The following is a 25851-nucleotide window of genomic DNA, read 5'->3' on the forward strand; positions in this document are numbered from 1 at the left end:
CTCCGAGCTATGTACGGATGGCGCCCACGACCCGCTCCCCCGTTGTCGCTCACTACCCGGCCGGCAGGCTGCCCGATGGCTCTTCGGATCGAGTAACCGAACGCCAAGCCGCGAAGGCCCAACCCGGGTCGGCCGTGTCGGCGCCGATGAAGACCGTCTCCAGGAAGGCTCCGTCAGCGAAGTTGTAGCCGCAGAGGTTGAATTCGACATCGCCGCCTAGGCAGTAGAGCCAGGCAGCACGATGCCCGACCCCGTCCTGGCCGCCCTCACCCACCTTGCCGACTGGATTCGGGGGCAGCTCGGCCTCGATCGAGGCGACGATGTCCGCCCCATCGGCGCACCGCCATGGATCTCCCGGCGAGACTCGCATCGTGCGGCCGGCCGCACGCCACATGGTGACGCCGTCGTGTGTGCGCTCCGGCGTCCACACACCAGCCAGTTCGATCGACCAACCATCGCCAAGACACCGCCGCACACCCGAAGTGTGACCTGCGGCAGGCATCACGATCAATTCTCTTTCCATCGCCGCAGCCGGGTGGCATACCGACATCGCGGCGCGGATTTCGCCCCCGCCGTCACGTTCCAGAAGCGGCGGATCGACTCTCACCCGATCACGACAACGCGAACGTCAATCTGGTCCGCGCCGGAACCCGCACGCAGGCCCAGACCGGCCAAGCGGTGGAACGGGCCGAGGCCCTGCGCTCCTGATACCGACCCGTCGCAAGCTCAGCCCACGCGGGCGTGGCCGGCGGTGCGGAGGAGGAACTCGGCGTTGCTGCCGGTCCGGGCGAGCTGGTCGAGAAGCTGCGGTAGCGCCTGCACCGTCTCCCGGCCGGCCAGCGCCCGGCGCAGCAGGTGCACGGCCGCGAGCTCGTCCGGCTGCATCAGCAGGTGCTCGTTGCGCGTACCCGAGGCGTTGAGATCGACCGCGGGGAAGATCCGTCCGTCGGCGCTGGCCCGGTCGAGGGTGAGCTCGGCGTTGCCGGTGCCCTTGAACTCCTCGTAGATCAGCGTGTCGCCGCGCGAGCCCGTGTCGACCAGCGCGCTCGCGATGATGGTCAGCGAGCCGCCGCCGTCGATCGCCCGGGCCGCGCCGAGCAGCCGCTTCGGCGGGGCGAGGGCGGAAGCGCCGACACCGCCGGAGAGCGTACGGCTGTTGCCGCCGGCCGTGTTGTTGTAGGCGCGGCCGAGCCGGGTCAGCGAGTCCATCACGATCACGACGTCGCGGCCGAGCTCGACGAGCCGCTTGGCCCGCTCGACGGCGAGCTCCGCGACGGCGGTGTGGTCCTGGGCGGGGCGGTCGAACGGCGAAGCGATGATCTCGCCCTTGACCGAGCGCTTCAGGTCGGTGACCTCTTCGGGCCGCTCGTCGATAAGCAGCACCATCACGTGGCACTCGGGGTTGTTCCGCAGGACCGACTGGGCGACGGCCTTGAGCACGATCGTCTTGCCCGCCTTCGGCGGCGACACGATCAGCGCGCGCTGGCCCTTGCCGATCGGCATGACGAGGTCGATGACCCGGGTGGTGAGCAGCCGCGGGTCGGTCTCCAGGCGGAGCCGCTCGTGCGGGTGCACGGGGGTCAGGTCGTAGAACTCCGGCCGCCGGCGCGCGAGCTCCGGGTCACGGCCGTTGACGGTCTCGACGGTCTCGACCGGACGGGGGCGGTTGCCCTGCGGTTTGCTCTGCGCCTTGCCCTGACCCTGGCGGCCACCAGACTTCTTGGGGGCCTGACCGTCGCCGGCGCGCAGCGTGCCGACGATCCGGTCGCCGGGACGCAGCCCGAGCCGACGGACCAGCGGCGGCGGAAGATAGGCGTCCTGCGGTCCGGGCGCGTAGCCCTGGGTGCGCAGGAAGTACTGCTCGCCACGCTGGTCGACGATCCCGTCGACGGGATCGAGTCCAGCGGGCGTCTCTTGTGGAGCATTGGGGGTAGCGCGCACGCGCGTCTCCTCGTGAAAGGTAGTCGTTCCCGACGAGTTCGAGGTCGGGAGCGGTCGAGAGCGATCGGGCGACGCCTCGATCATGAACGGCCTCCCGGGGGGCAGCAGGAAAGCTGCGCACATCCACGGGGGTGTCGTGCTGCGGAAAACAACGCGACGGCTGAGGGCGGATCGCCTTTAGCCTGGCTGAACGGTAGCGCGCCCCCACTACACACCGCAAGCACCTGGGGAAATCCCCTTACGGGTGGGGTTGGCACCACCACGGATCCGGTTGGCCGCTGGATCGAGTCCCGGCGCCGCCGAACCTAGCGTCGAGAGCATGACCGCGACGGTATCCCTCACCCCGGTCGCCCCCGCCCTGATCGCGCGTGAACGCGCCATAGACGGCCTGCGGGCACTGGCGATCCTCGGTGTCGTGTGTGGACATTGGTTGGTCGGCGGCCTCAGCCCGGGTGCCGGCGGCGGGCTCGTCGTCGACAGCCCGCTGCGGGCCGCCGCCTGGCTCGCGCCGATGACCTGGATCCTCCAGATGCTCGGCGTGTTCTTCCTCGTCGGCGGGTACGCGGCGGGCTCCTCGCTGACCCGGTGGCGCGCCGGCGGCGGGAGCGACCAGGCCTGGCTCCGGCGGCGGTTCCTGCGCCTGGCGTGGCCGGTGGTGGCCGCCGTCGCGCTGGTCAGCGCCGCTCTCCCGATCGCCGCGCTGGCCGGCGCGGCACCCGCGACGCTGCGCACCTGGGCGGTGCTGCTCGTGCAGCCGTTCTGGTTCATCGGCATCTACGCCGTCGTGACGGCGCTCACCCCGGTGGCGATGTGGCTGGACCGGCGCTGGGGCTGGGCGGCGGCGCTGCCACTGGCCGGAGCGGTCGCCGTCACCGACGTCGCACGCTACGGGCTGCACGTGGTGCCGGACTGGGCGGGCTACCTGACGGTCGTACCCGCGTGGATGTTCACCTATCAGCTCGGCGTGGCGTGGGCGCGCGGCGGGATCACGCGGACGACCGCGTGGCGGCTGCTGCTCGGCGGAGCCGCGCTGTTCGCGACCCTCGTGGTCGTGCTCCGGTATCCCGCGAGCATGGTGACCGTGCCCGGCTCGGGCCGCTCGAACTCGAACCCGCCGTCGCTGCTCGTGCCGGCGCTCGCGGCGGTGCAGTCGGGGGCGGCGATCCTGCTGCGGGAGCGGTTCGACCGGCTGCTGCACCGGCACAACGCGCTGTGGACGGTCGTCGCGGTGCTCAACCTGTGCGCGATGACCATCTTCTGCTGGCACCAGACGGCGCTGGTCGCGGTGAGCGCCGGCGCGGCCCACCTCGGCGACTTCGCCGGGCTGACCGACGCACCGTCGTCGGGCCGGTGGGTCGCGGAGCGGCTCGGCTGGTTCCCGGTGCTGGCCGCGGCGCTCGGCCTGCTGGTCGTGCTGGTGCGACGGTTCGAGCGGCCGGCGGCGGTGGTCACCGGGCGACACCGGGCCTTCGCGGTGGCCGTCGCCGCGGCCTTCACGGCGTACCTCGTCCTGGTTTATTGATCCGGTTCTGCGGCGTGCCTGCCGGACCCTCAACTACTCTTCGTGTGCTTGTTGACACGTTGCGTCGTTGCTTTCTCGGGGGTCGGAATGGCGCGTTGGTACGCGGCGCTGATGGTGCTGGTCGCCCTGGTCGCGCCGCTGCCGGGGACGCCGGCGTCCGCCTCGTCCCGCCCCACCGACCTCGTCTGGATGCCCGCCGGTGACGGGATCTTCTCGGTCGACGCGGCTTCGCGCACGGTCCGTTACCGGTCGTGCTCGGTCGACACCGGGCGCGTCTACAACCCGACGATGCGGGTCGCCGGGGGTTTCGCGAGCGGGCGGATCACGTACGAGGGGACCGCTTATCGCTTCCGGGTGCCGTTGGTCGGGCGCTCGACCGGTTTTCTGGAGATCGGCCGGCGGTCGTTGAGCGGTCCGACGGTGACCAGCCCGCAGCCGCCCGTGTCGCCGGCGCTGGGTCGGCGGCTGCGCCCACTGACGTCGAAGCTGCAGGCGATCGTCGACGCCGCGCCCGTGACGGCGGGCGTGTCGGTGCGTGACCTGTCGGGCCGGTTCGGCGAGCAGCAGATCTCGGTGGCCGGGCGGTTCCGGCCGAAGGCGGCGAGCCTGATCAAGCTGTGGGTGATCACCGAGCTCATGCGGCGCATCGACTGCGGGCAGGCCGCGTACACGGACACCGTTCTGGTCTTGCCGACGGACGTCGTCGGGGGCACCGGCGAGCTCCAGCACGAGACGTTCCCGCAGTACGTGACGCTGTTCCGGCTGGCCCAGTACACGATCAAGTACAGCGACAACACGGCCACGAATGTGCTGATCGACTACCTCGGCGGGTTCGGGCCGGTCAACGCGCTGGCCGACTCGATGAACCAGACGGAGACGGTGCTGGCGCGCAAGATGCTCGCACCGGCGCCGCCGGAGAACTTCACCTCGCCGGACGACGTCGTCTCCCTGCTGGGCGCGGTCTGGTCCGGCAACGTGCTGCGCCAGGTCAACCGGGATCTGCTGTTGAGCTTCATGCTCGAGCAGACGCTCAACAGCAAGATCCCGGCGGCACTGCCGTCCGGGGTTCCGGTCGCGCACAAGACCGGAGAGCTGATCGACGTGTCGCACGACGTGGGTTATTACCTGATCCCGGGTACGGATATCGCGGTCGCCTTCCTGACCGCGGGGCCGGAGTCGCTCGGGGCAGCGACGGTGCGTGAGTTGGCGCGGGCGGTCTACGACTACATCGAGTCGCCGCCGCCGGTCGGCGGGTTGCCTATCACCGGGGCACCGGTGGTGTCATTGTCGGCGCTTGGCGCTTTGCTGGTCGTCTCCGGCCTGGCGCTGGTGGTCGTGTTCAGGCGTAGAGCGGTCCGGACAGGTACTTGAGTCCACTGTCCACCTGGACGGTGACGACGCGCTGGTTCCTGGCCGCTACCTTGGCGGCCGCCGCCAGGCTGGCGCCGGTGGACGGGCCGCTGAAGATGCCGTGCTGCCTGGCCGCTCGGCGGGCGGTCGCGAACGCCTCGGCGTCAGGGATGGCGATCACCTCGTCGACGTCGTCGGGTCTGAGCTGCGGCGGCCAGTGACCGATGCCGCCGCCCTCGATGTGGTGGGTCCCCGGCGGCCCGCCGGAGAGCACGGCTGACTCGGCGGGCTCGACCGCGATTCTTTCCATCTGGAGCCACCGCTTCCTGAGCGCGCGGCTGACGCCGAGAAAGGCGCCGGCGGTGCCGACGTACGAGCAGAAAGCGTCGAGGGTCTCGAGCTGCTCGAGGATCTCCTCCCCCATCCTGCGGTATCCGTCGGTCATGTCGGTGTTGTTGAACTGGTCGGTCCAGAAGGCCCCGGTCTCGCGGGCGATCTCCGCGGCCCTCCTGACCATGGCCGGGATGAGCTCGGGGGTGATCCCACCGGGGCTGTGGATCAACTCGACCTCGGCCCCGAAGGCCCGCATGGTCCTGATCTTCTCGGTGGCGAAGGCATCGGAGGACACGATCTTGAGCGGGTAGCCCTTGACCGCGCACACGAAGGCGAGCGAGGAGCCGGTGCTGCCGCCGGTGTACTCGACGACGGTCTGCCCTTTCCGCAGGCGCCCGTCCCGCTCGGCGGCCTCGATCATCGCGAGCGCCATCCGGTCCTTGTACGACCCGGTCGGATTGGCCGCCTCGACCTTGACCCAGACCTGGCCAGGCACGTCGCCGAGGTCCAACGCCACCAGCGGAGTGTTCCCGATCGCCCCCAAACCGCCCATCGACCCCTCCAGCCCCTCGACACCACGGACCACGCGGAACACGCGGCCCGCCCGTGCGCTACTCTGTAGCGGCTGCCATGCGGGACGCAACACCCCGATTGGCAACGGGACGTGGCGCAGCTTGGTAGCGCACTTGACTGGGGGTCAAGGGGTCGTGGGTTCGAATCCCGCCGTCCCGACAGCGTTAGGGTTTCCGCAGGTCGGCGAGTTGCGGGAGCTCTCTTTTCATAGCTCGGAGTCGATGTGGTGTCTAGTGCGCCGCTGTGAACAGCCGGGCGTGCTGGCGAAAAGCCTGCCTCGACAATGAGTTCGGCGCGTGCGGTCGCATACAAGACCGGCATGCGACCGCGCGCGCTTAGGAACCCTCAGCGTCACGGAGCCAGGTACGAACCACCCAAGGCTAGAGGCAGATGCCCGGAGGCGTCGCCTTCGGACCAATGTTGAAGATCCACGTATTGGCCGTGCCATCGGTGCCCGAGCCGGTGGTGCTGTCACGGCAGTCGCGCATGCCGTTCCCGAGCGCGACGTTCGAGACCAGGCGATTGCCCCCGTTGCCCCCGGCATCGATGCGGATACCGTCGCCCGCGTTGCCGGTGACGACGTTTGCAGAGATGGTGGAGTTCGCGAGGGAGTTCGGTGCAACGCTGATGCCGTGACCGACGGCGCTCGACTCGGAATTGCTGATGACGTTGCCGGAAATCGTGACGTTCACGTTGGGCGAAAGGCCAAAAGCGTTGGCCCGCACGCCCAGGAAACCCCTCTGAATGACATTGGAGACGATCTGCACGTTCGTGTTGCCATCGCCAAGGAAGATCCCGGGGGCGTCAACGTTGTCCCGGATGACGTTACTCCGCACGGCGACATTGGTGGACTTGAAGATGAACGCGAAGGCCCGGTCCTCCAACGAGGTGTTCGCGTTCACGCGGACATTGGCGACTCCGCCGGCCGCCACCGCGTCCAGGAGGACACCAGAGTTTTCGTTGAAGGAGAAGGTGTTTGTTTCGATGTCCGCGTTCTTCAAGCCCGCGTCCGAGTAGATTCCGTTACCGCTTGCGGAACCAGGTGCGTTGTTCCGACGTATACAGTTCTGTTCGACCTCGGAGAGTTGCGCCCCACTGGCGTTGAAGTAGACCCCGAGTACATTGTCCTGGATCATGTTTTGCCGGATCTGGTGGCCAGAGTGTGCCGCACTGGTCACGATGCCATAACTGGCGGTGTTGTTCTGAACGGTGAATCCGGAGAACCTGATGCCGTTCTCCTGCAGGCGGACGGTGCCTGAACCGCCCGTGGACTGAATGATCGCCTGTCTGGACGGATTAGGGGCTCCGGCGTTCCGGCACGATGTTCCCAAGGGGGCGGTCGCCGGTCCGACCAACCGCAGGTTCGCCTTGTTCACGGTGACGACCTCGTTGTACGTTCCGGCACAGACCCTGATCGTGTCTCCGGGCGAGGCTGCGGTAATCGCTGACTGGATCGTCGTGAAGGGCGCACCTGGACACTGCGCCCCGTTGTCATCCACAACGCGCACGGTCGCCGCCGCCTGGCCGGGCACTGCTGCGAACGCCGTTGCCATGGCCACGCACGCGGCGACCAGAATCGTCCTCTTCATAACCATCTCCTCGGCGCCAGGGCGCCACTGTGGCTTAGCTTGGAAACGTTACGATAGGGTGGAAAGTTCATGTTCGTGGTGAAACAGGCGAAAGACCTCATAGGCGCCGCATGCTGACCCGCCACCGACCGCGAGCGGAGGACGGGCCTGGGCCAGCCCGGCGGGCCACCGGTCGCGGACGCTGACCCCGAACCGCCAATGCATGGGACGCCGTCGATGCCACGAGATCCTGACCTGGTGGCTACGCAGCTACGTGCCACACGAACTCGGGGTCTCAGCCAGTCGGCGGCCCGGCGCGACCGTGCGGGCCGTGCGTGTCGTCGTCTACACGGATCCCTGCAACCACAACACGAGTGGCCGGGTTGCCAGGCGCGCAGCGCTGGCCCTGACGGTCGGCGTCAGCCTCACCAACGCCCAGATCATCAATCCGTTGCAAGGCGTTCCCGTGCTTTGCGTGACCTACCGCAGGTCCGACCTGCGTCGCGAGAGCTACCCCGATAGCCGGCCTCGGCGTCGACATCGAACGCTTCACGACGACTCCTTTACTCGCCAGGTATACGCTCCACACGACTGGGCGAACGTTGCCGAGTACGCCGCCCCCCATCCAAGAGCTGGGGGTCAAGGGGGTCGTGGGTTCGAATCCCGCCGTCCCGACAGCGTGAGGGTTTCCGCAGGCCAGTCATCGATGTCAGGTCTGGCACGCCGCTGTTGGACCCCTTGACTCGGAGCGTTTCGAAAACGCCCACCATCGACATCCGTAAGATCTGCGAAGGCCTCTCCCCCACCTTGACCGGCTACCTGCGCGACTGGGACCGCACCCTGCGCGCGGCCAACCATCCGGAGACCATCCGCGCCAACTACCTGCTCGCCACCGCCCAGCTCGCCCGCTACCTCGCCAGCGAGTGCGACGCCGCGGAAGCGGCCGATGATCCGTGCCTGGTCGGTCGTGCGTTCACCACATCGACACCACGCTCCTGGGCAAGTTGGGACCGTTCGCGTCTGACAGCGTTCGTTACGACGCATGACCTGCCGTCGACGCCCTCGGGCTGGTGCGATGGATCACCGGCTTCCTGACCCAGCGCTGATGAAACAGGAACGGCCTGTCCCCGACGCTCAGCGGCGCGAGGAGAGCTTTGGGGCCGGACGATGCCGTCGCCAGACACGCTGGACGGCGCCGGCCTGGGCACATCGCGCAGGTGCGTTGCCGGAAGGGTGCCAGCCAGGGCCCCGGCAAAGTCCGGATGCTGTGAGGCCCGCTGACGACTCAGTAGTGGTCCGAAGTCTGCAGCGGGCGCTCACAAAAGCTCTGCGGAGACTGGTGGAGATCGACGATGTATCGTCGGCTCGTGTCAGGTTCGGATTCCGGTGGACGCTACCGACATGACGTCCAACGGTGGACCGTGGGCCAGCTTCGCGAGGCCTTGCAGGGCCTTCCGGCGGAGCTGACACTGCGGGTGGAGGTGTCCGACGGGCCAAGCACGCTGAACCTCGATCCGTGGGGCAACGACCAGTTCGTGGTTACGGGCGCCGATGTGGACGACGAGGACGACTTTTCCACGGGCGACCTCGTCATCAGGGTGGACTACTCCTCAGACTGGTATATGGGGACTGGCTTTGGTCCTACCGGCGAGGCTAGAGCCCCGGCAAGGCCGTTAGGTGATGCCGAGTAGGGCGGCCGGGGTGGACGTCGAGATTGCCCCTCAGGCCAGACGCAGCCGAGCGGGCGGCCGAGTGCGGAGGCACGTTCCTTGCGTCGGTCGGCGACCTGGTCGACGGTGGTGCCGAGTGGGAGGTCGACCACGGCGCGCCAGCCGGGTCCGTCTCGGCTGATCGGTTCGACGAACCGGACCGCGTCTTCGGCGCCCGTCTTGGCGTACGCCTGGTTGATGCTGGCGACGCCGAGCGCGCCGAGCGCTGCGAGGACACGGCACCCCCCCGGTCTCCACGACCATCGAGGACGTCACCGGCCGCCCGGCGCGGACCTTCGCGCAGTGGGCCGTGGACCACGCCGACGATTTCTGCTGACGGACGGCACTGTGCACACCCATCGGCATTAAGTGCGCCCGGGGAGAGTCCGATTGCCGCGCTGCTTTGCCCGCTTGGCGCCACCCCAGAGTGAGCCGGGGTTGGCGCGCCGCGGGTACCGTTCGAGCATCGCGCCGTACAACTCCTCGGCGGTACCGGTGGTGGCGTCGAGGGCGTTGAAGTCTCGCAGGTACGCCGCGGTCTCGGCGAGGATGGCCGGGTCGTCCGGCCGGTCCGGGTTCGTGTGGCCGGCGACCACCGCGGCGGGGTTCAGTCCGCGCAGCCCTTCGGCGGTCGCCGCCCACTCGGCCCGGGTCGCCGTGGTGGTCTCCGCCATGTATTGGTGGGTGTCGTTGTACGCGACGTCGCCGGCGACCAGTAACCGCAGGTCGGGCACCCAGAGGACGGCGGACCCGGCGGTGTCGGTGAAGCCGGTCTCGATCGCCCGCAGTTCGTGTCCCTCCAGTTCGATGGTGGTGCCGTCCAGCGGTTCGGGAGTCGGCAGCGGCTGCGGGATCTGGCCGGGGAACAACCGCTCCCAGAACGATTCAACCGACTCCGGTCCGGCCTGGGCCACCGATCCGGCGGCGGTTTCCTTGGTGGCCACCGCCCGTACGCCGGGGAAGGCCTCGAGGACCTGCCCGACGCCGAACTGGTGGTCGCCGTGCGGGTGGGTGATGAAGACGTGCGTGAGCCGGCGGTCAAACGACCGCACCCAGTCGACCAGTGCCCGGTTCTGGTCCACCGTGGCGTAGGTGTCGACGAGCACGGCGTCGTGTTCGCCGTAGATCAGGGTGGCCGTGTTGACGACCCAGAACAGATCCTCGGGGCCGAACGGCAGGTCCCGCGTCAGGCCCGGCCTGCGGATGTGGTGCACGGCGTACTGCATGGTCTTCTCCCTTATCGGGTGTCAGTAGCGAACGTTGCCGGCGCCGCGCATCAGCGGCACGGTGGTACGGCGACCGTCGACTGTCGCGCCGGCGAAGGCGAGAGCCGGCGCGAGGTCGCGGTTGTTGACGGCCGGGAAGTTCAGGGCCGGCTCGGAGACCTCAGTGAGCCGTTCCGTCAGCTCCGCCGGCAGCTCTACGTCGACCGCGTCCAGATTGGCCTTGAGCTGGTCCAGGCGCCGCGCCCCGATCAGCACGGAGGTCACGCCGGGGCGGGCCGCGACCCAGGCGAGCGCCGCGGCGGCGGGAGTCAGCGCCGCCTCTGCGGCGACCTCGTGCAGTACGTCGATGACCCGCCAGTCCTGCTCCCCGGGACCACCGATCAGGCCGCCGCGCAGCGTGTCGACGGTGTCGGTGCCGCGGGCGAACTTCCCGGAGAGCCAGCCGCTCTTGAGCGGACTCCACGGCAGCACTCCCAACCCGTGCTCGGCCGCCATGGGGATCAGTTCGCCCTCGCTGGTGCGTTCCAGCAGCGAGTACTCGAGCTGCATCCCGATCGCCGGCGTCCACCCGCGGAAGTGCGCGACGACCTGCGCCTCTGCCGCCTTCCAAGCGGGCAGGTCGGACAGCCCCACGTATCGGATCTTGCCGGCCGTGACCAGGTCGTCGAGAGCGCGCAGCGTCTCGTCGATCGGGACCCCACGATCCCAGTTGTGCAACCAGTAGATGTCCAGGTAGTCGGTGCCCAGCCGGCGCAGCGACTCCTCGGCCTGGGCGACCACGGCCTTGCGCCCGGCGCCGCCGCCGTTCGGGTCGCCGGGGAACAGGTTGCCGAAGAACTTCGAGCCGAGAACGATCCGCTCCCGCAGCCCGGGCCGAGCGGCCAGGAAGTCACCGATGATCTTCTCGGAGTGTCCGTTGGTATAGATGTTGGCGGTGTCGATCGAGTTGCCGCCACGTTCCAGGTACTCGGAGATCATCGCCTCGGACTCGGCGACCGGGGCTCCCCAGCCGTGGTCCTCACCGAAGGTCATCGCACCCAGCGTGTACGGGCTGATTCGCAGGCCGGAGCGGCCCAGCGTGACGAAACTGTCGAGTGGCATGTGCCGAGTCCACACCTCCGGCGCCGGCGCCGGGTAGATCGATGCTGCCAGCGCGTTGCCCGATCCTGCCAACGTCGGCAGGATGGCGGCATGAACACGCCGGCGGGGGCTATTTCGCCGCCGACGCGGCGACCATTCCCCCGTCCAGCGGGGCGTCCCGCAGCTCCCGGCGCGACCCGATGGCGAGCTTGGCGAAGATCTTGCGCAGGTGCCACTCGACCGTTCGGGGACTGATGAACAGCTCGGCGCCGATCTCCTGGTTGGTGCGCCCGTCGCGGGCCAGCGACGCGATCAGCGACTCCTGTGGCGTGAGATCCAGTGTGGTGTCGGAGGTGCGCCGGCGCACGGTCTCGCCGGTCGCCCGCAGCTCGTTGCGGGCCCGTTCGGCGAACGCCTCGGCGCCCATGTGGGACAGCATGTCGTGCGCGCGGCGCAGCTGGCCCCTGGCCTCGGCGCGCCGGTTACAGCGGCGCAGCCACTCGCCGTAGACCAGGTGGGCCCGGGCGAGGTGGGCGTTCATGTGGCATTCCTCGAGCCGGTCGATCGCCGTGCGGTAGAGGTCCTCGGCGTCCGGGCCGTGGCTCAGCAACGCGCGCGCGCAGGCCTCCGTGCCCAGCGCCCACGGCGTCCCGCTGGCCCGGGTCCGCTCGGTCAGCTCCCGCAGCGCCGCCTGGCCGACGTCCCACCGATCGAGCCGCGCGGCCGCCTCCACCAGCTCGGGCAACGCCCATGACTTGGCCACCAGCTGGTCGCCGCTGGTCGCCCGCTGGGCCGCCGCCAGCGCCGTCGCGTACCGGCCGAGACCGTTGTTGAGCACCGCGGCCGCGTACTCCGTCAGCACGAGGGCGCTGCCCTCCCCGCGCGGGAACGCGTCCTGGATGCTGGCCTCGATGACCTTCCCCGCGCCGGGCTGGTCGCCGCGCCAGGCCGCCAACATGATCGGGGTGTACGGCGGCGGCATGACGTGCAGGGCTGAGTTGAGCGCGGCCGCCTCCTCGGTCGTGGCCGTCGCGGCGACGAAGTCACCGGCCTGGATATGGAAGCTGCCGAGGTAGTCGAGGGCCAGCGGCAGCAGGTTCAGCGTGCCGGTCTCACGGGCGCCGCGCACGTTGCGGCCCAACAGGTCGAGCCAGGCCGGCCCATCCCACAGCTCCGCCGCGACGAGTGTGGCCGTCAGGCAGACCAGCGTGAGACCGTCGCTGGACCGGATAGCCTCGACCGCCCGCCGCAACGTCCGCGCCCCGGCCGCGTACCCCTGGATGAACTGGGCCGACAGCCCGTCGAGCAGGAGGTCCACCGGATTGCGCGAGCCGGGGATGGCCGGCGCGGCGCGAGCCGCCTCGGCGACGGAACGCATGCCCTGGTCGGGCTCGAGCCGCCCCGCGCCGGCGAAGACCGCCGCGAGCAGCGCCTCGAGATAGGTCTCCCGGGCCAGCGGCACGTCCAGCGGGGTCAACCGGCGGGCCGCGTCGAGCAGGAGGACGGGCGCCTCCGTGCCCCGGCTGCGGGCGAACACGACCTTGGCGCGCAGTCGTTCGAGGCGGGCCGTCTGCAGGCTGTCGAGGCCGGCCAGCTCGGCCGCGGCGAACAGCTCGTCGGCGGCGTCGACCGCGCCGGCCGCCAACGCCGCCTGGGCCGCGTCCAGCGCGCGCCGGCCACGCAGGCCGGGATCCGGCGTCAGCTCGGTGGCCCGCCGCAGGAACGCGGCCGCGGCGGCGGCCCCGCCCCGGGCCCGCGCCCGGTTGGCGGACTGCTCGAGCTCGCCCGCCAACGCCTCGTCCGGCGCGGTCGCCGCGGCCGCGAGGTGCCACGCCCGCCGGTCCGGATCGGTCCGCGGGTCGGTCGCGTCGGCCAGCGCTCGGTGGGCCCGCTGGATGTCCGGACGGTCGGCGGACCGGTGCACGGCGGACCGCACCAGCGGGTGGGCAAACCGTACCCGGGTCGCCAGGGTGATCAGCCCAGCGGCCTCGGCGGGCGCCGCGACGTCTTCGCCGAGACCCAGCGCCTCGGCGGCCCGCCACAACACGGTCGGGTCGCCGACGGGTTCGACGGCGGCCAGCAGCAGGAACTGCTGGGTCGGTGCGGGCAGCGCCCGCACGCGCCGCACGTACGCCCGCTCGATCCGGATGGTCCGGCTCTCGGTCTGCCAGGTCTTCGACGAGCCGTACCAGCCACCGAGCTCCGTGGCGGACAGCTCGGCGGGCAGTTCGAGCAGGGCCAGCGGGTTGCCCCGGGCCTCGGCGAGGATGCGGCTGCGCAGTCGCTCGTCGCGCAACGCCGGCGCCACGGAGGCGAGCAGGTCGCGGGCGTTCTGGTCGTCGATACCGGTCACGACCAGCTCCGGCAGCCCCTCCAGCTCATGGTCGTCACTCGGCTCGAGCTGCGCGAACACGAGAGCCATCGGGTCGGCGCCCAGCCGCCGCGCCACGAACGCCAGAGCCTGCACCGAGGCGCGGTCGAGCCACTGGACGTCGTCGATCAGGCAGATCAGCGGGCGGCTGCCGGCGGTCTCGGAGAGCAGGGTGAGCACCGCGAGCCCGACCAGGAACCGGTCGGGCGCGGGCCCGTCGACGAGCCCGAACGCGACCCGCAGCGCGTCGCGCTGCGGCGCCGGCAGCGCGTCGACCTGGTCGAGCATGGTGACGCAGACCTGTTGCAGACCGGCGTAGGCAAGCTCCATTTCGGACTGTACGCCGGTGACCCGGATGATCCGCGCGTCCGCGCCCTTGTCGCCCAGATAGTCGAGAAGCGCGGTTTTGCCCTCACCGGACTCGCCGCGCAACACCAGCACCACGTGCTGGCCGGCGTGTACTTCGCCGAGGAGCTGGTCGAGCACCGCACACTCGGCGCGCCGACCGTGAAGCCCATGTCCTGCATTCATCCGGACATCTCCCGTGGAGCGGGGTTCGCAGGTGGTTCGAGCCTAATCCGCCGGACTGCCAGCGGGGGCGGTAAGCGTTCGGCTCACGACGTCGACGGCCGTGCGGGTGGCGACGACCAGGAGTTCGTCGGTGATTTCCGTCGGGGAGTTCGCCTTGCGTGAGCGGAGCGCCAGCGCTTCGAGGGCACGTCCCGGTCGAGGCGGCTCAGACGTATCGTCCGATCACGTCACGGATCACACCGTCGCGGATCAGGTAGGCGTAGGTGAAGTTCTCCGTGCCGCCCGACCCTGTGTCGTACCGGTAGGTCACCACCAGTCGGTTGCCTTCCCACCGCTGCTCAACCGGCTCGTAGCGGCCGCCCGCGTCGAGCACCTCCGGGATCAGGAACCGTTCCATGATCGCGTCCCGGTCCGGGTAGATCCGCCCCACGCTGTCGAACCGCGCGTCGGGCGCGAACAACGCGGCAACGGCGGCCTGGTCGCCGGCATTGGCGGCGACGGCGAACCGTCGTGCCACGTCCGTCGCGCCGTCCCGCTCCGTCTCGGACAGATCAAGATCTGGCGAGGGCACGGGGGCCGTCACGCCCGGGTTCGAACTCTCGGCCCGCGGTTCCGGGTCGGCACCGCATGCCACGGAGCCGAAAAAGATAACCACGAGAGCGGCGGTGTGGAGTGTCGTGGTGCGCAGAGTCATTCGCATGTGGACGATCCTGCGGCCGGGGCGGCGGCCCGGTCCAAGACCCGTGGCAATAACCGTTGGCTATGACGGGATGCTGTGCTCGACCCAGCCGGCCACCGCGGCTCGCAGCGCCGTCACCAGTGGACGGTCGTCGTCGCGCCGCCAGGCCAGCACCAGCCGGGCCGGTGGCAGGCCCGTGACCGGCACCAGGGCGGTCTCGGCACGGGCCAGCAGTGGGGCGTTGCCGGCGGCCACCAGCACGACGCCCACCCCAGAGGCGACCGCCTCCGCGGTCTCCTCCGCTGTGGAGACCTCGCCGCCGACGATCGGCGCTCGGCCGCCCCGGCCGTCGACGGCCAGCCAGAAGTCGCGCAGTTCGCCGCTCTGCGGCGGGAGGGCGAGGAACGGCTCGTCGAGGAGGGCGTCGAACGGGATGGTGTCGAGCCCGGCGAGCCGGTGTGTGGCGGGGAGCGCGACCACCCGCTCCTCGGTGGCGACCTCGATCCACTGGAAGCGGTCCGGGCCAGGGAGCGGCAACCAGACGAACGCGGCGTCGGCCTCGCGCGTCCCCGACGGGCGTGGACTCGCCGCGGATCGACCGGCGGGCGCGGCGAGCCCGCCGGTCGGGTCGTCCCAGGCCACCTGCCGCATGATCAAGTCGGCTCCGGGCGCCAGCCGGGCGAACCGAGCCCGCACTGCGGGTAGCAGGGACCGGCCGAGCCCGGTGCTCATGCCGACCACGATCTCCCGCCGGGACGCGACTGAGGCGAGCCCCGCCTCGGCGTCCGCCCAGGCGGCGAGCACGGCCTTCGCGGCGGGCAACAGCGCGGAGCCGGCCGGGGTGAGCCGCACGACCCGGCGGTCCCGGTCAAAGAGGGGCGCGCGAAGTTGGCTCTCCAGTGCATGGATCTGCTTGGACAGCGCGGGCTGGCTCACGTAGAGGTCCTCGGCGGCCCGGGTGAAGTGGAGCCGTTCGGCCACCGCCACGAAGTAGCGCAGGTCGCGCAGGTGTACGTCCATTCCTCTTGGCTATCACAGCGGGTCTTGGACGGCGGCGGGGCCGGGCGCAACTGTTGGCTCTATGAGCGATGCGGACAGGGTGTGGTTGGTGACCGGCGCCACGAGCGGGCTCGGCCGGGCGATCGCGGCGGCGGCGACCGCGGCCGGGGACGTGGTGGTGGCCACCGGCCGGCGTCCAGAGCGCATGAAGGACCTCGTGGCCGCGAACCCGGACCGGGTGGAGGCGCTCGCGCTTGACGTCACCGACCCGGCGGCTATCGCGGCGTGCGTCGCCGACGTGGAGCGCCGCTACGGGCGGATCGACGTGCTGGTGAACAACGCGGGTCGCGGGCACGTCGGGGCCGCGGAGGAGGACTCCGACCAGAGCCTGCGTGCCCTGTTCGAGGTGCACGTGTTCGGGCCGGCCGCGCTGGTCCGCGGCGTGCTGCCCGGCATGCGCGCGCGTGGCGAGGGCGCGATCGTGCAGCTGTCGTCCTACGGCGGAATGGTCGGCAACGCCGGCTTCTCGGCCTACTGCGCGACCAAGTTCGCCCTCGAGGGCTATTCGGAGTCCCTCGCGGCCGAGGTCGAGCCGCTCGGCATCCGGGTGCTGGTCGTCGAGCCCGGCAACTTCCGCACCGGGCTGCTCGGATCGACGATGGCACGCAGCACACCACTGCCGGCGTACGCGGCGACGGTCGGCGCTACCCGCTCCTTCCTCGACCGTTCGCACGGCGCCCAGGAAGGCGACCCGGCGAAAGCGGCCGCCGCGATCCTGACCGCGCTGGCCGCCCGATCGACCCCCCGCCGGCTGCCCCTGGGCGCGGACGCGGTCGACGGGATCCTGGCCCACCTGGAGACGGTCTCGGCCGGCATCCGCGAATGGGCTCCCATCTCTCGCGCGACCGCCTTCCACGGCGCGGACGGCTCCTCCGGTGCCCTGCCCCGCCCGTGAGTATTTACCGACGGGTGCGATCGGGCGGACGGAGTACGACAGCCGAGGTGTCGTCGGGGGTCCGAGCATGGTGCCGGGGCAAAGTACGGTCAGCTCGGTCTTCAGGTTGGTGGCTGTTTGGCCAGGCGGCCCGCTCGGCGAGGGTCTTGCTCCGCACGTAGGCGTGCCGGCCGAGGGGGTGGCGACCTCAGTCCATTGTGTCTCGGATCGGTATGCGATGGCCGAGGTTGAGGAGTGACGACCACCCGCCGGACCGCTGCCCGGTCGGCTGCGCTGAGTACCCGGATGGTGCCGTCCCGCGCCGGGCGGAGCAGGTCGTCGGGATCGCGGGGTGGGCGTTCGGGGAACGGGGAGGCCACGTGCAGCACCCCGGTGCAGTCGCACACCGCGTCTTCCCATCCGTCGTCGGCGGTGAGGTCGGCTGTCGCGAGCTCCAGCGTTTCCAGCGTCGTGGGGTCGAGGTGTGCCTGCGGCGCCAACGCGCGCAGTTCGGCGCGGACGCGGTCCGCGTCGGCGGTGTCGCGGACGGTCGCGCGAACCAGATGACCGCGGCGCAGCAGTTCGATCACGCACCAACCCGCGAGGAAGCCGGTTGCACCGGTCACCAGGATCCGTAGTCCGCGATCGCGTCGCGAGCCGCCGGGTTCTTGCACAGCCAGCTGTCCCGGCCAGCGAGGAGCCGCTCGATCGGCGGTGGGATGGCGCCGGCCGCGTCGCGCAATACGACCACGTACTCCGTGATCCGGAATGTCTCGGGAGCGCTCGGGATGCCGCGCACCTGCCCGATGTTGATCTCTACGCGGCGGTCACCGGGTTGAACACGGTGGCTGGAATTCCGTTGATGTCGCCGAGGACGAGGCCGCCGTGTTCGTCGCTGTGATCGTAGACGGCTTGGCCGATGTACTTGCCGACCGCGTAGAAAACCAGGGCGTTGCGGTTGCCGACCAGCAGCGGGTCGGTGCCTTGGTTCTGCTGGACGGTGCGCACGCACGGCCCGATCGTGGTGACCCCGCCCATTTGGTGCAGAAGTGCCAGCAGGCCCGGCCCCAGTTCGGGCAGGGCGGTGCCCTCCCTGGGGCCATCTGGGGACCGGTTCGCCGAAAGGTGAATCGTCAGTGCGGCGGCAGCAGCCCGCGGTCAGCATGCGAAAAGCGCTGGGTGGTCGTCAACGAGCCATGGCCCAGCGATCTTCCGCAGCGCGGCTTACGGCCGAACCGGACTTAGGCCGTAACTCGGCGTGACCCGCGGCGCGGCACATCTGATGGATGCCGCGGCGAAGTACGGCGCACGATCTCGTTCTCGGCTTCCAGGCACCGCTTCTCCCTAAGCAGCGTGGCGCTCACTGTGTTCTGCGCGGTCGGGGTCCTGGCTGGCGGTTTGGCAGTGGCTCCCCTGTGCGGGGGATGCGTTTGGCTCGGGCAGGGGAGCCGGTCGCACCCGCATGTGCGAAGACTGGACCGCGTCTACCGGGCGGTGTCCGAAAGGGGAGATACATGCGCAGGTCAATCGGCGGTAGTCGCGCGCGGATCGGCATTGTCGCATCGGTCTGGCAGGCGGGCTACGCCGGGCTGCATCTTTGGTGGGTCGTCGACGCCGAGCATGGCCTTGGCGTTCGGGAGTCGTACTTTCCGGGTGGTTGGCTTCCCGTGGCCATCGCGGTGGTGGCCCTCGTGGGGTGTGGGGCCGCAGTCGTCGGCGCCGCGGGGACGCTGGGCGCCGGCCGACACTACGCGATCGCGGCCCTCAACGCCGTCGCCGGTGTCGCCCTGTGCGCGTACTCGTTTCTCTTCCCGGTGATGCTCGCCTCGGTCCTGTTCGGGGATGCCACCTCGGATGACGTGACACGGCTGCTGGCCACGGGTGCCGGCGCCGTCGGTGGGGTCCTCTGCCTGAGCCTCGCGGCGCGTCAACGACGAGCGGCCGCGCGGCCGTGTGCGTCGTGCGGACGGACGCACGGCAGGTCGCCGGAGCACCGCGACGAGAAGTCGCCCGGCTGGGCCTACGCGGGCGCGTACCTGGCGGTCGCCGGCTACCTGGCCCGGATGGTCGGGTGGCTGGACGACGCGGTCGCCGGCACGTGGCCGTCGGCGGCCAGCAGGGCCAACGGGATCTCGGTCACCGCGATGGTGATCTTTCTCGGGTTGATGAGCCTGGCCGGGACGCTGTTGCCGCTGGCGGTGGTTCATCACTGGGGTCGGGTCTGGCCGGCCTGGTCGGGTCCGCTGGCAGGGCGATCGGTGCCACGCTGGTTGGTGCTCGGCGTCGGCCTGTTCATGGGCGCCAGCCTGAGCGCGTACTTCGGCATCGCGGGCATGAGCGCCTGGATACGCGGCGACATCGACGGCTCGTTCGGACAGATCCTGCTGGAGCTGGGCGGCTACACGCTGTGGGGGATCGGGCTGCTCATCGCATCAGCCTCGTACTTCCGGCTCACCAGACCCCCGTGTCCTACACCAACCCGCTCACTCGCCAACGCGGCGGACAACGACTCCGCCGTCAAGGGGCCTTCTCGATCTGTCGCATGACGTGGCAGGCGACCTCGCGCAGCACCTCGACCTGCTGTTCGGTCAGCCCGTCGATGACGTACCGGCGCACCGCCGCGACGTGGCCCGGCGCGGCGGCCACCACCACGTCCCATCCCGCGTCGGTCAGTTCGGCCCTCGTGTAGCGCGAGCTCTCCGGGTCCGGCGATCGGCGCAGCAGGTCGCGTTGTTCCAGGCGTTTCACGACGTTCGAGAGTCGGGACAGCGAGCTGCCGATGTGGCTGGCCAGGTCGCTGAGCCGCATCGTCCGGCCCGGTGCCATGGACAGGTTGCTGAGCACGAAGTAGTCGAACAGGGTCAGCTTGCTGTCGCGCAGCAGTTGGGCGTCGAGGGCGCCGGGCAGGTTGAAGACGAGCCTGGCCAGGGCTATCCACGCGTCGCGCTCGTCGTCGGTCAGCCACCGCGGTTCGTCCGGCACGCCCTTCAGCGTACGACCTGGCTTCAGCCGTGAAGTGAGTCACGTCATATTCAGTTCAAGCTTGAAGTCGGGCGGGAGTAGCGTCAACTTCAAGCTTGAACCAAAAGGAGACCACGACATGACGCTGTTCCGGCTGGACGCCAGCATCCGTACCCACGGCTCCGCGAGCCGCGAGATCGCCGACATCGTCGAGGAGGAATGGCTCGCCGCCCACCCGGGCGACTCGATCGAGCGCCGCCACATCGGCGTCGACACCCTGCCCGCCACCGCCTGGGCCGCGGCCGTCACCGCCGGCATGACCCCGCTCGACGCGCGCACCGCCGAGCAGCGCGACGCCGTCGGTCTCGCCGCGACGCTGGTGGACGAACTGGAAGCCGCGGACGCGATTCTGTTCGCCGTGCCGCTCTACAACTACGGCGTCTCGCAACACTTCAAGGCGTACGTCGACCTCGTCTGCACCGACCCGCGAGCGAACAACGCACCGTTCCTGGCCGGCAAGCCGGTCGTCCTGGCGACGGTCCGCGGTGGCGCGTACGGCGGCGGCACCCCGCGCGAGGGCTGGGACCACTCGACCCCGTACCTGCGTCGCATCCTCGCCGACTGCTGGGGCGCCGACCTGACCGTCGTCGAACGGGAGTTCACCCTCGTCGGCGTCAACCCCGCCCTGGACCCGTTCACCGAACAAGCCGCCCGGATGCACGCGGGCGCGCTGCAGGCGGCCCGCGAGGCCGGCCGGGCGCTCGGCGCCCTGCCCGTGCCTGCTTGAGAAAGACCGTTCGGATTCGTTCGAGGTTGTTCGAGAGCCTTTCCCCGAGGTGTCCCGCGCAACGACGATTTCCGCACCAGCGGCGCACGTGTCAGCCGGCGGTCGGCGCCTCCACGTCGATCGCCGGCCCGTGCGGCGCGCGGGCGTCAGCGTCACCGAGGCAGTGGGAGGGTCTGGTGCGGGTTCGTCGTCTCACCGTGGCACCGGGTGTACTGGTCGGCTCGACCGCGGCGCCGGCAGCGGTGGCCACCGGTGTGGCGGAGGTCCGGGTGTGGGCGCGGGAGGGCGCCGGCGGTTCTCCGATCGACTACGCGTACGGCCAGAGAACGCTTCCCTGGTGACCGACTCGCCGGACGGGCAGGTGGTTCGGGGGCCGTCCGGCGCGCATGTCAGCCGGCGATCGGCGTGGGCGCGCCGATCGCCGGCTCGTGCAGCAACTCCGCCGCCTCGTCGTGGCACGCCTGCGCCCGCGTGGCCCGGCCGAGGCTCGCGTGGATGTCGCCCAGCACGCGCAGGGCCAGACCGCACCCGCGGTCGTGGCGTAGCTCCCGGCTGATGGCCAACGCCTGCTCCGCGTGTCCGAGCGCCTGGCGCTGCTGGCCGGCCTGATGCTCGGTCTCGGCGAGGTTGGTCAGGACCAACGCCTCCCGCAGCCGGTCGTCCAGTTCGCGGGTGATCGCGAGGCCGGCACGGTGGTGGTCGAGCGCCTCCTCGAACCGCCCGAGGCGGCGCAGCACGATGCCGATGTTGTCCAGTGTGGACCCGGTCTTGTAGCGGTCGCTCAGCTCCTTGCGCAGCGCCAGGCTGCGCTCCAGGCACCGCAGCGCCGCTTCGAGGTCGCCCTCGTCGCGGTGGGCGTTGCCCAGGTTGTTGAAGCAGGCGGCCTGCCCTGCCCGGTCACCGAGCTCCAGCCTGATGGCCAGCGCCTGGTCGAGCAGCTCGATGCCCTCGCGCCGGCGCTCGTGCCGCAGCATCGCGATCGCGAGGATGTTGAGCGCGTTCGCCGTGCCCGCTTGGTCGCCGAGTCGCCGGGCGGCAGCGATCGCGAGCTGGCCGAGCCGGGCCTGGTCGACGAAGTGGCCGCCATAGTCCAGGTACTTGGCGACGGCGACGCCCAGGTCGCGGATCGCGGGCAGGGCGCGGCCGGCCGCGAGCTCCTGGCCGGCGAGCATGCGCAGGTTGACCCGCTCCTGTTCGAGCCACTGCCAGGCCTGCGCGGTGGTGGCGTCCGGAGCGATCAGCGGCTGGGCGGTGCCACCGAGCTCCGCGTACGGCAGGGGGTCGTGCGGAAAGAGAGTGCGAGCGGCGCTCGCGGCGGCGCTGAACATCACCGCGGCCAGCCGCTCGCGCACCGCGAGCGCGACCGTCGGCGGATCTACGTCCGAAGCCTGCTCGCGCGCGAAGATCCGCACGCTGTCGTGGTAGCGGAACCGTCCCGGTGCCGGGCACTCGACGAGGTGGGCGTCGACGAGGAGATCGAGGGCGCGTTCGACGACCACGGGCGGGGTCTCCATCATCGCGGCACAGGCGGCCGCGCTGAGCTCGATCCACTCGGGGACCGCGGCGAGGCGGAACACGGTCGCGGCGTCCGCCGGCAGGCTCCGGGTGCCGACCCGCAGGCCCGCGCGCACCGACAGGTCGCCGACCTCGAGCTCGTCGAGATGGCGGGATTGGTCGCCGAGAGACGAGGCGAGGACGCCGAGGGTTCCGGGCCGGCCCGCCGCCCGCGCGCCCACGATCCGCAGCGCGAGCGGCGACCCGCCGCAGAGCCGGACGATGTCGGCGGCGGCCGCGGGCTCGGCGGTCACCCGCTCCGGCCCGCAGAGGCGCGCGAGCAGCTCCCGCCCGGCCGAGGCGGGCAGCGGCTCCACCGCGAGGCGCCCGGTCACGTCGAGGTCGGGCATCCGCCAGCGGCTGGTGACCAGCGTGGTCGACCGCGGACCGCTGGACAGCAACGGCCGCACCTGCGCCGCCGACGCGGCGTTGTCGAGCACGACCATCATGGCGCGGTCGGCCGTCGTGCTGCGGAAGAGCGCGCTGGCCTCGTCCACCGTGGAGGGTGCCGTGCGCACGCCGAGCGCTCGCAGGAAGCCGAGCAGCACGTCGTGCGGCTCGCTCGGCACGGCGTCGGCGCTGGCGCCGCGCAGGTCGACGTAGAGGCAGCCGCCCGGGTGCTGCCCGGCCGCGCGGTGGGCCGCCAGCAACGCGATGGCGGACTTGCCGACGCCGCCGGCACCGGTGAGCAGCCACACCCCAGGCGGCTGGGCCAACCCCTCGGCGAGCCGGCCGAGCTCGTCGTCCCGGCCCACCAGCACGGGCGGCGCGGGTGGCAACTGGAACGGCACCGGGCCGGGCCGCTCAGCGGGCTCCGGCTCCGCGCCCTCGGCCAGCCGCTCCCACACCGCGATCCATCGTTCGACCGTCGCCGGCGGCACCTCGCACGCGGTCAGCACGGCCGCCACGAGCTCCCGGCGGGGAAGGGTCTGCCGGGCGAGCATCGTCGCGAGCGTGCTGGCGGGCAGCACCGCGCCGGCCGACTCGGCCCGTTTCGCGATCGTCCGGTACGACAGCCCGGAGCGGTCCCGTACGCGGCGCAGCAGGACGACGAACTCCTCTGCGGTCGTCACGCCGCGTGGATCGAGCGCCTGCATGTACCTCCGGTCTCCGGCCAGCCTGGCCCTCGATGATCCCGCGACGGGGCCACGCTCGGCAACGTGCCGTCCTACCTCGTGGACTACCTGGTGCGCTGATGATCACGCAGGTACTCGTCGATGAGGTGGTGCAGGCGGTCCTGACCGAAGCTGTGATCGTGTCCTGGATGCGTCAGGCGCACGGGCAGATCGCGCAACCGCCGCAGCGAGCGTGCGTACTGAGACGGGTCGCTGCCGGGCAGGGAGTCGAGCAGGACGTCGTCGTAGATGACGTCTCCGCTGAACAGCGTGCCGTCGTGTTCGTCGAACAGGGCGACGCTGCCGGGGGTGTGGCCCGGCAGGTGCAGGACGGTCAGCGGGTGGTCGCCCACGTCCAGGATGTCCCCGTCGGCCAGCGAGCGGGTGGGAGCCGCGGGTCGCACCCGGTAGGTCCCGAGGTCGTAATCGCCGTGCGGACGGGCCGTCAGCAGCGCGGACGGCAGCGCCTCGTCGAGGTCGAGCTGGGCGGCCAGGGTCGGGCCGTGCAGGGAGCCGGGCGCGGGGTCGTCGACGTGTTCGAGCGGGTGCGCCCAGACCTCGTCGAACTCGTGCGCCGATCCCATGTGGTCGAGGTGCGCGTGGGTGAGAACCAGCACGGGTACGCGGCCGAAGCGCTCGCGCAGCAGCGGTGCCAGTGCGGTGACGCCGAGTCCACAATCGACGAGCAGATCGCGGTCGCGGCCACGTAGATGCCAGAGGTTCGCGCGCAACAGGCTGCGGACGTGCGGTTCCTGGATCAGGGTGATGCGCTCGCTCACAGCGGTGAAGCGAAACCACTCCGCCGCCACCGGTAGGTCGGTAGTCACATTGGTCCCTTCGTTCGGACCTTCATACAACCGGACGTCCCGATGTCGGCCCTCCCCCGCCGGGGTTAGCGCGTCCCCCGCCATGGGGAGGACGCTCCGACCGGCCGGCACCGAGCATTGCTCCATGACCACTTCCCGGCTCCACCGGTGGGCGACGGCCTGCGTCGTTTTCGTCCTGGCCGAGTTGGCTCTGCGGGCGTACTGGATCGCGGGTGGCCGGTGGGCCTACACCGCCTGCGACCGCACCGATCTGGGCGACCCGACGGGCGGCTGCGGCGCGGACCAGGTCGGGACACTGCCGTTCTCGGCCGGATGGGGAGCGGTGGCGGTCGGTGTCGCCCTCGCTGTCCTGGCCTTGTGCGCGGTCCGGTTCCCCGGCCGCTACCCGGTCGCCGGCTGTTGGGCGGCGGCCGCGTTGCTCCTGGTTCTCGCGTTTCCGCTGCATTTGGCCTTCGAGATCCCCGCGGCGCTGGCCGGACGCCCCTCGGACTGGCGCGACCTGGGCGCCCGGGTCGCGCTGGCGATCGGCGGTCTCCTCTTCGCCGGCCTAGCCAACGCCGCCGCTCCCCGGCGCGGTCCGCGGGAGAGCGGATACCGGCCGGTGCCGCGATGGACCCGTCGCTGGGCGTACGCGGCGGTCGCTCTGCCGGTGCTCGGTTGGGCTGTGCCGCACGGGCTGTGGGTGCTCGGCGTTCCGTTCGGAATTCCGCGCCGGCAACTGAACGACATCCATCTGAACCTCGCGACCGGGACGGGTGTGGCGGTCACCCTCGTCCCGCCGCTCGCGGGCCTGCTCGTGCTCGGGTTGATCCAGCGGTGGGGGCAACAGTTCCCGCGCTATACGCCCATACTGTCGGGGCGACCGGTTCCCCGGCTCCTGGCCGTGATCCCGGCCGGCGCGGTGGCGCTCACGCTGGTCGCCTATGGCGTGCTCAGCGTCGCGGTGCTCGTGAGCCAGGTCCGCAGCGGCGACACGCACTGGTCCGAGGTGCGCGAAGGGTGGGCGGTGAGCGCCACCCCGCTGGTGTTCCTCGGCTGGGGTGTGGCGCTGGGCGTCACGACGATCGGCTACGTCATCGCCACCCGGCCAGCCCACGGAGGCTCTCGTGTACCGACGCATCGTCGCTTCGAAGGTCCGCTCCGTCTTCGACGAGATCAATAAGGGGAACTACGAGCCGATGCTCGCGTCGCTCGCTCCGGAGTTCAGCTACCGCTTCTACGGTTCCCACGCCCTTTCGGGTGAGCGGCGTACGGTCGAGGCGATGCGGCTGTGGTGGGAGCGGGTGTTCAGGCTGATGCCGCAGGCCCGCTTCGAGCTCGCCGAGATCATCGTGGCCGGCGGCCCGCGCTTCACCCGGATCGCCACCGTGGCGAACGTCTCCGGGCCGCTGCCGGACGGCACCGGTTATGAGAACACCGTGATCCAGATCCTGCACATGCGCTGGGGAAAGATCACGAAGATCCGCACGTTGGAGGACACCGTGACGCTGCAGCGAGCGCTCGACACGGTGGCGGCGGCCGGCAACGCCGAGGCGCACGCGGCGCCGATCACCGACTAGACGAATAAGTCCTAACAGCCCCGCGTTGCAGGCCTGCCGTGGCCCCGTGGGCCGTGGGCCGTGGGCCATAGTGCCCCGTCAGTCGTGGCCGTGGCCCGTGGGCCGTGGCCCTTAAGCGCTGGGCCATGATCGGGTGTGAGCTATCTGGAAGATCCGGGACCGAAACGTTGATCGTGTGCGCCAGATCTGGTCGACACGCCGTCCCACGACCAGACCAGCCACACCCGATCAC

At 70.7% G+C, this 25851-nt stretch carries 25 protein-coding genes and 1 tRNA gene; 11 read left to right on the top strand and 15 right to left on the bottom strand.

What is annotated here, in order from left to right; translation table 11 throughout:
- Window positions 1-52: 52 nt before the first annotated feature.
- Both AB0J88_RS32940 and rho read right to left on the bottom strand, forming a co-directional pair.
- Window positions 53-607, bottom strand: coding sequence for a hypothetical protein (locus tag AB0J88_RS32940; protein WP_364357017.1), 555 nt, complete (start codon window positions 605-607; stop codon window positions 53-55).
- A 119-nt stretch (window positions 608-726) separates the two neighbouring features.
- Window positions 727-2064, bottom strand: a complete 1338-nt coding sequence (gene rho / locus AB0J88_RS32945; protein WP_364738106.1) for a transcription termination factor Rho — start codon at window positions 2062-2064, stop codon at window positions 727-729.
- Between the two features lie 196 nt (window positions 2065-2260).
- Here rho and AB0J88_RS32950 point away from each other — a divergent pair, with 196 nt between their 5' ends.
- Entirely contained in the window at window positions 2261-3463 is a 1203-nt protein-coding gene (locus AB0J88_RS32950; protein ID WP_364357011.1) for an acyltransferase, read from the top strand.
- 87 nt (window positions 3464-3550) lie between these two features.
- Complete coding sequence (locus AB0J88_RS32955; RefSeq protein WP_364357008.1) at window positions 3551-4834, top strand: serine hydrolase; 1284 nt, start codon at window positions 3551-3553, stop codon at window positions 4832-4834.
- On the opposite strand, the gene AB0J88_RS32960 is transcribed toward AB0J88_RS32955, so the two are convergent.
- Window positions 4803-5699 (bottom strand): cysteine synthase family protein, encoded by an 897-nt coding sequence (locus tag AB0J88_RS32960; RefSeq protein WP_364357005.1) that lies wholly within the window; start codon window positions 5697-5699, stop codon window positions 4803-4805. The genes AB0J88_RS32955 and AB0J88_RS32960 overlap by 32 nt on opposite strands.
- 105 nt (window positions 5700-5804) lie before the next feature.
- Here AB0J88_RS32960 and AB0J88_RS32965 point away from each other — a divergent pair.
- Window positions 5805-5878: transfer RNA gene (locus AB0J88_RS32965), tRNA-Pro, on the top strand.
- Between the two features lie 221 nt (window positions 5879-6099).
- On the opposite strand, the gene AB0J88_RS32970 is transcribed toward AB0J88_RS32965, so the two are convergent.
- On the bottom strand, window positions 6100-7308 hold the full coding sequence (locus tag AB0J88_RS32970) for a right-handed parallel beta-helix repeat-containing protein (RefSeq protein WP_364357002.1): 1209 nt from the start codon (window positions 7306-7308) through the stop codon (window positions 6100-6102).
- Window positions 7309-8094: 786 nt separating this feature from the next.
- On the opposite strand from AB0J88_RS32970, the gene AB0J88_RS32975 reads away from it, so the two are divergent.
- Both AB0J88_RS32975 and AB0J88_RS32980 read left to right on the top strand, forming a co-directional pair.
- Complete coding sequence (locus tag AB0J88_RS32975) at window positions 8095-8382, top strand: hypothetical protein (protein WP_364356999.1); 288 nt, start codon at window positions 8095-8097, stop codon at window positions 8380-8382.
- Window positions 8383-8639: 257 nt separating this feature from the next.
- Window positions 8640-8978, top strand: coding sequence for a DUF6225 family protein (locus AB0J88_RS32980; RefSeq protein ID WP_364356996.1), 339 nt, complete (start codon window positions 8640-8642; stop codon window positions 8976-8978).
- Window positions 8979-9361: 383 nt separating this feature from the next.
- Here AB0J88_RS32980 and AB0J88_RS32985 read toward each other — a convergent pair whose 3' ends face one another.
- The 5 genes from AB0J88_RS32985 to AB0J88_RS33005 form a co-directional block, all read right to left on the bottom strand.
- Window positions 9362-10222 (bottom strand): MBL fold metallo-hydrolase, encoded by an 861-nt coding sequence (locus AB0J88_RS32985; RefSeq protein ID WP_364356993.1) that lies wholly within the window; start codon window positions 10220-10222, stop codon window positions 9362-9364.
- Between the two features lie 21 nt (window positions 10223-10243).
- Entirely contained in the window at window positions 10244-11323 is a 1080-nt protein-coding gene (locus AB0J88_RS32990; protein WP_364356990.1) for an aldo/keto reductase, read from the bottom strand.
- A gap of 109 nt (window positions 11324-11432) precedes the next feature.
- Window positions 11433-14204, bottom strand: a complete 2772-nt coding sequence (locus tag AB0J88_RS32995; protein WP_364356987.1) for an AAA family ATPase — start codon at window positions 14202-14204, stop codon at window positions 11433-11435.
- A 205-nt stretch (window positions 14205-14409) separates the two neighbouring features.
- The gene (locus AB0J88_RS33000; RefSeq protein ID WP_364738109.1) at window positions 14410-14904 is read right to left on the bottom strand and encodes a nuclear transport factor 2 family protein; all 495 of its coding nucleotides are present in this window, start codon (window positions 14902-14904) and stop codon (window positions 14410-14412) included.
- Window positions 14905-14964: 60 nt separating this feature from the next.
- Entirely contained in the window at window positions 14965-15903 is a 939-nt protein-coding gene (locus AB0J88_RS33005; RefSeq protein WP_364356981.1) for a LysR substrate-binding domain-containing protein, read from the bottom strand.
- Window positions 15904-15964: 61 nt separating this feature from the next.
- On the opposite strand from AB0J88_RS33005, the gene AB0J88_RS33010 reads away from it, so the two are divergent.
- Complete coding sequence (locus tag AB0J88_RS33010) at window positions 15965-16837, top strand: oxidoreductase (protein ID WP_364356978.1); 873 nt, start codon at window positions 15965-15967, stop codon at window positions 16835-16837.
- 101 nt (window positions 16838-16938) lie between these two features.
- Here the strand turns inward: AB0J88_RS33010 and AB0J88_RS33015 are convergent, their stop codons facing one another.
- Genes AB0J88_RS33015 through AB0J88_RS33025 form a run of 3 tightly spaced genes read right to left on the bottom strand, consistent with a single transcriptional unit; the run spans window position 16939 to window position 17824 of the window.
- Complete coding sequence (locus tag AB0J88_RS33015; RefSeq protein ID WP_364356975.1) at window positions 16939-17442, bottom strand: NAD(P)H-binding protein; 504 nt, start codon at window positions 17440-17442, stop codon at window positions 16939-16941.
- The gene (locus tag AB0J88_RS33020; RefSeq protein WP_364356972.1) at window positions 17439-17615 is read right to left on the bottom strand and encodes a hypothetical protein; all 177 of its coding nucleotides are present in this window, start codon (window positions 17613-17615) and stop codon (window positions 17439-17441) included. Before AB0J88_RS33020 ends, AB0J88_RS33015 begins: the two co-directional genes overlap by 4 nt.
- Before the next feature lie 17 nt (window positions 17616-17632).
- Window positions 17633-17824: a hypothetical protein gene (locus AB0J88_RS33025; protein WP_364356969.1), complete on the bottom strand. Its 192-nt coding sequence runs from the start codon at window positions 17822-17824 to the stop codon at window positions 17633-17635.
- Window positions 17825-18330: 506 nt separating this feature from the next.
- Here AB0J88_RS33025 and AB0J88_RS33030 point away from each other — a divergent pair.
- The gene (locus AB0J88_RS33030) at window positions 18331-19362 is read left to right on the top strand and encodes a hypothetical protein (protein WP_364356967.1); all 1032 of its coding nucleotides are present in this window, start codon (window positions 18331-18333) and stop codon (window positions 19360-19362) included.
- Here the strand turns inward: AB0J88_RS33030 and AB0J88_RS33035 are convergent.
- Window positions 19334-19798: a MarR family transcriptional regulator gene (locus AB0J88_RS33035; RefSeq protein ID WP_364356964.1), complete on the bottom strand. Its 465-nt coding sequence runs from the start codon at window positions 19796-19798 to the stop codon at window positions 19334-19336. The two genes, AB0J88_RS33030 and AB0J88_RS33035, sit on opposite strands and share 29 nt — an antisense overlap.
- A gap of 118 nt (window positions 19799-19916) precedes the next feature.
- Between AB0J88_RS33035 and AB0J88_RS33040 the strand changes: the two genes are divergently transcribed.
- Together AB0J88_RS33040 and AB0J88_RS33045 are read left to right on the top strand one after the other, a co-directional pair.
- Window positions 19917-20564, top strand: coding sequence for an NAD(P)H-dependent oxidoreductase (locus tag AB0J88_RS33040; protein ID WP_364356960.1), 648 nt, complete (start codon window positions 19917-19919; stop codon window positions 20562-20564).
- A gap of 176 nt (window positions 20565-20740) precedes the next feature.
- Window positions 20741-20905 (top strand): hypothetical protein, encoded by a 165-nt coding sequence (locus AB0J88_RS33045; protein ID WP_364356957.1) that lies wholly within the window; start codon window positions 20741-20743, stop codon window positions 20903-20905.
- 48 nt (window positions 20906-20953) lie between these two features.
- Here AB0J88_RS33045 and AB0J88_RS33050 read toward each other — a convergent pair whose 3' ends face one another.
- Complete coding sequence (locus AB0J88_RS33050; protein ID WP_364356954.1) at window positions 20954-23191, bottom strand: tetratricopeptide repeat protein; 2238 nt, start codon at window positions 23189-23191, stop codon at window positions 20954-20956.
- Window positions 23192-23298: 107 nt separating this feature from the next.
- Entirely contained in the window at window positions 23299-24012 is a 714-nt protein-coding gene (locus AB0J88_RS33055; RefSeq protein ID WP_364356951.1) for an MBL fold metallo-hydrolase, read from the bottom strand.
- A gap of 172 nt (window positions 24013-24184) precedes the next feature.
- Between AB0J88_RS33055 and AB0J88_RS33060 the strand changes: the two genes are divergently transcribed.
- Window positions 24185-25222, top strand: coding sequence for a hypothetical protein (locus tag AB0J88_RS33060; protein ID WP_364356948.1), 1038 nt, complete (start codon window positions 24185-24187; stop codon window positions 25220-25222).
- The gene (locus AB0J88_RS33065; RefSeq protein ID WP_364356945.1) at window positions 25167-25619 is read left to right on the top strand and encodes a nuclear transport factor 2 family protein; all 453 of its coding nucleotides are present in this window, start codon (window positions 25167-25169) and stop codon (window positions 25617-25619) included. The genes AB0J88_RS33060 and AB0J88_RS33065 overlap by 56 nt, the downstream gene beginning before the upstream one ends.
- Window positions 25620-25851 lie beyond the last annotated feature (232 nt).

This window comes from Asanoa sp. NPDC049475 (assembly GCF_040676915.1).
Lineage (GTDB): Bacteria > Actinomycetota > Actinomycetes > Mycobacteriales > Micromonosporaceae > Asanoa.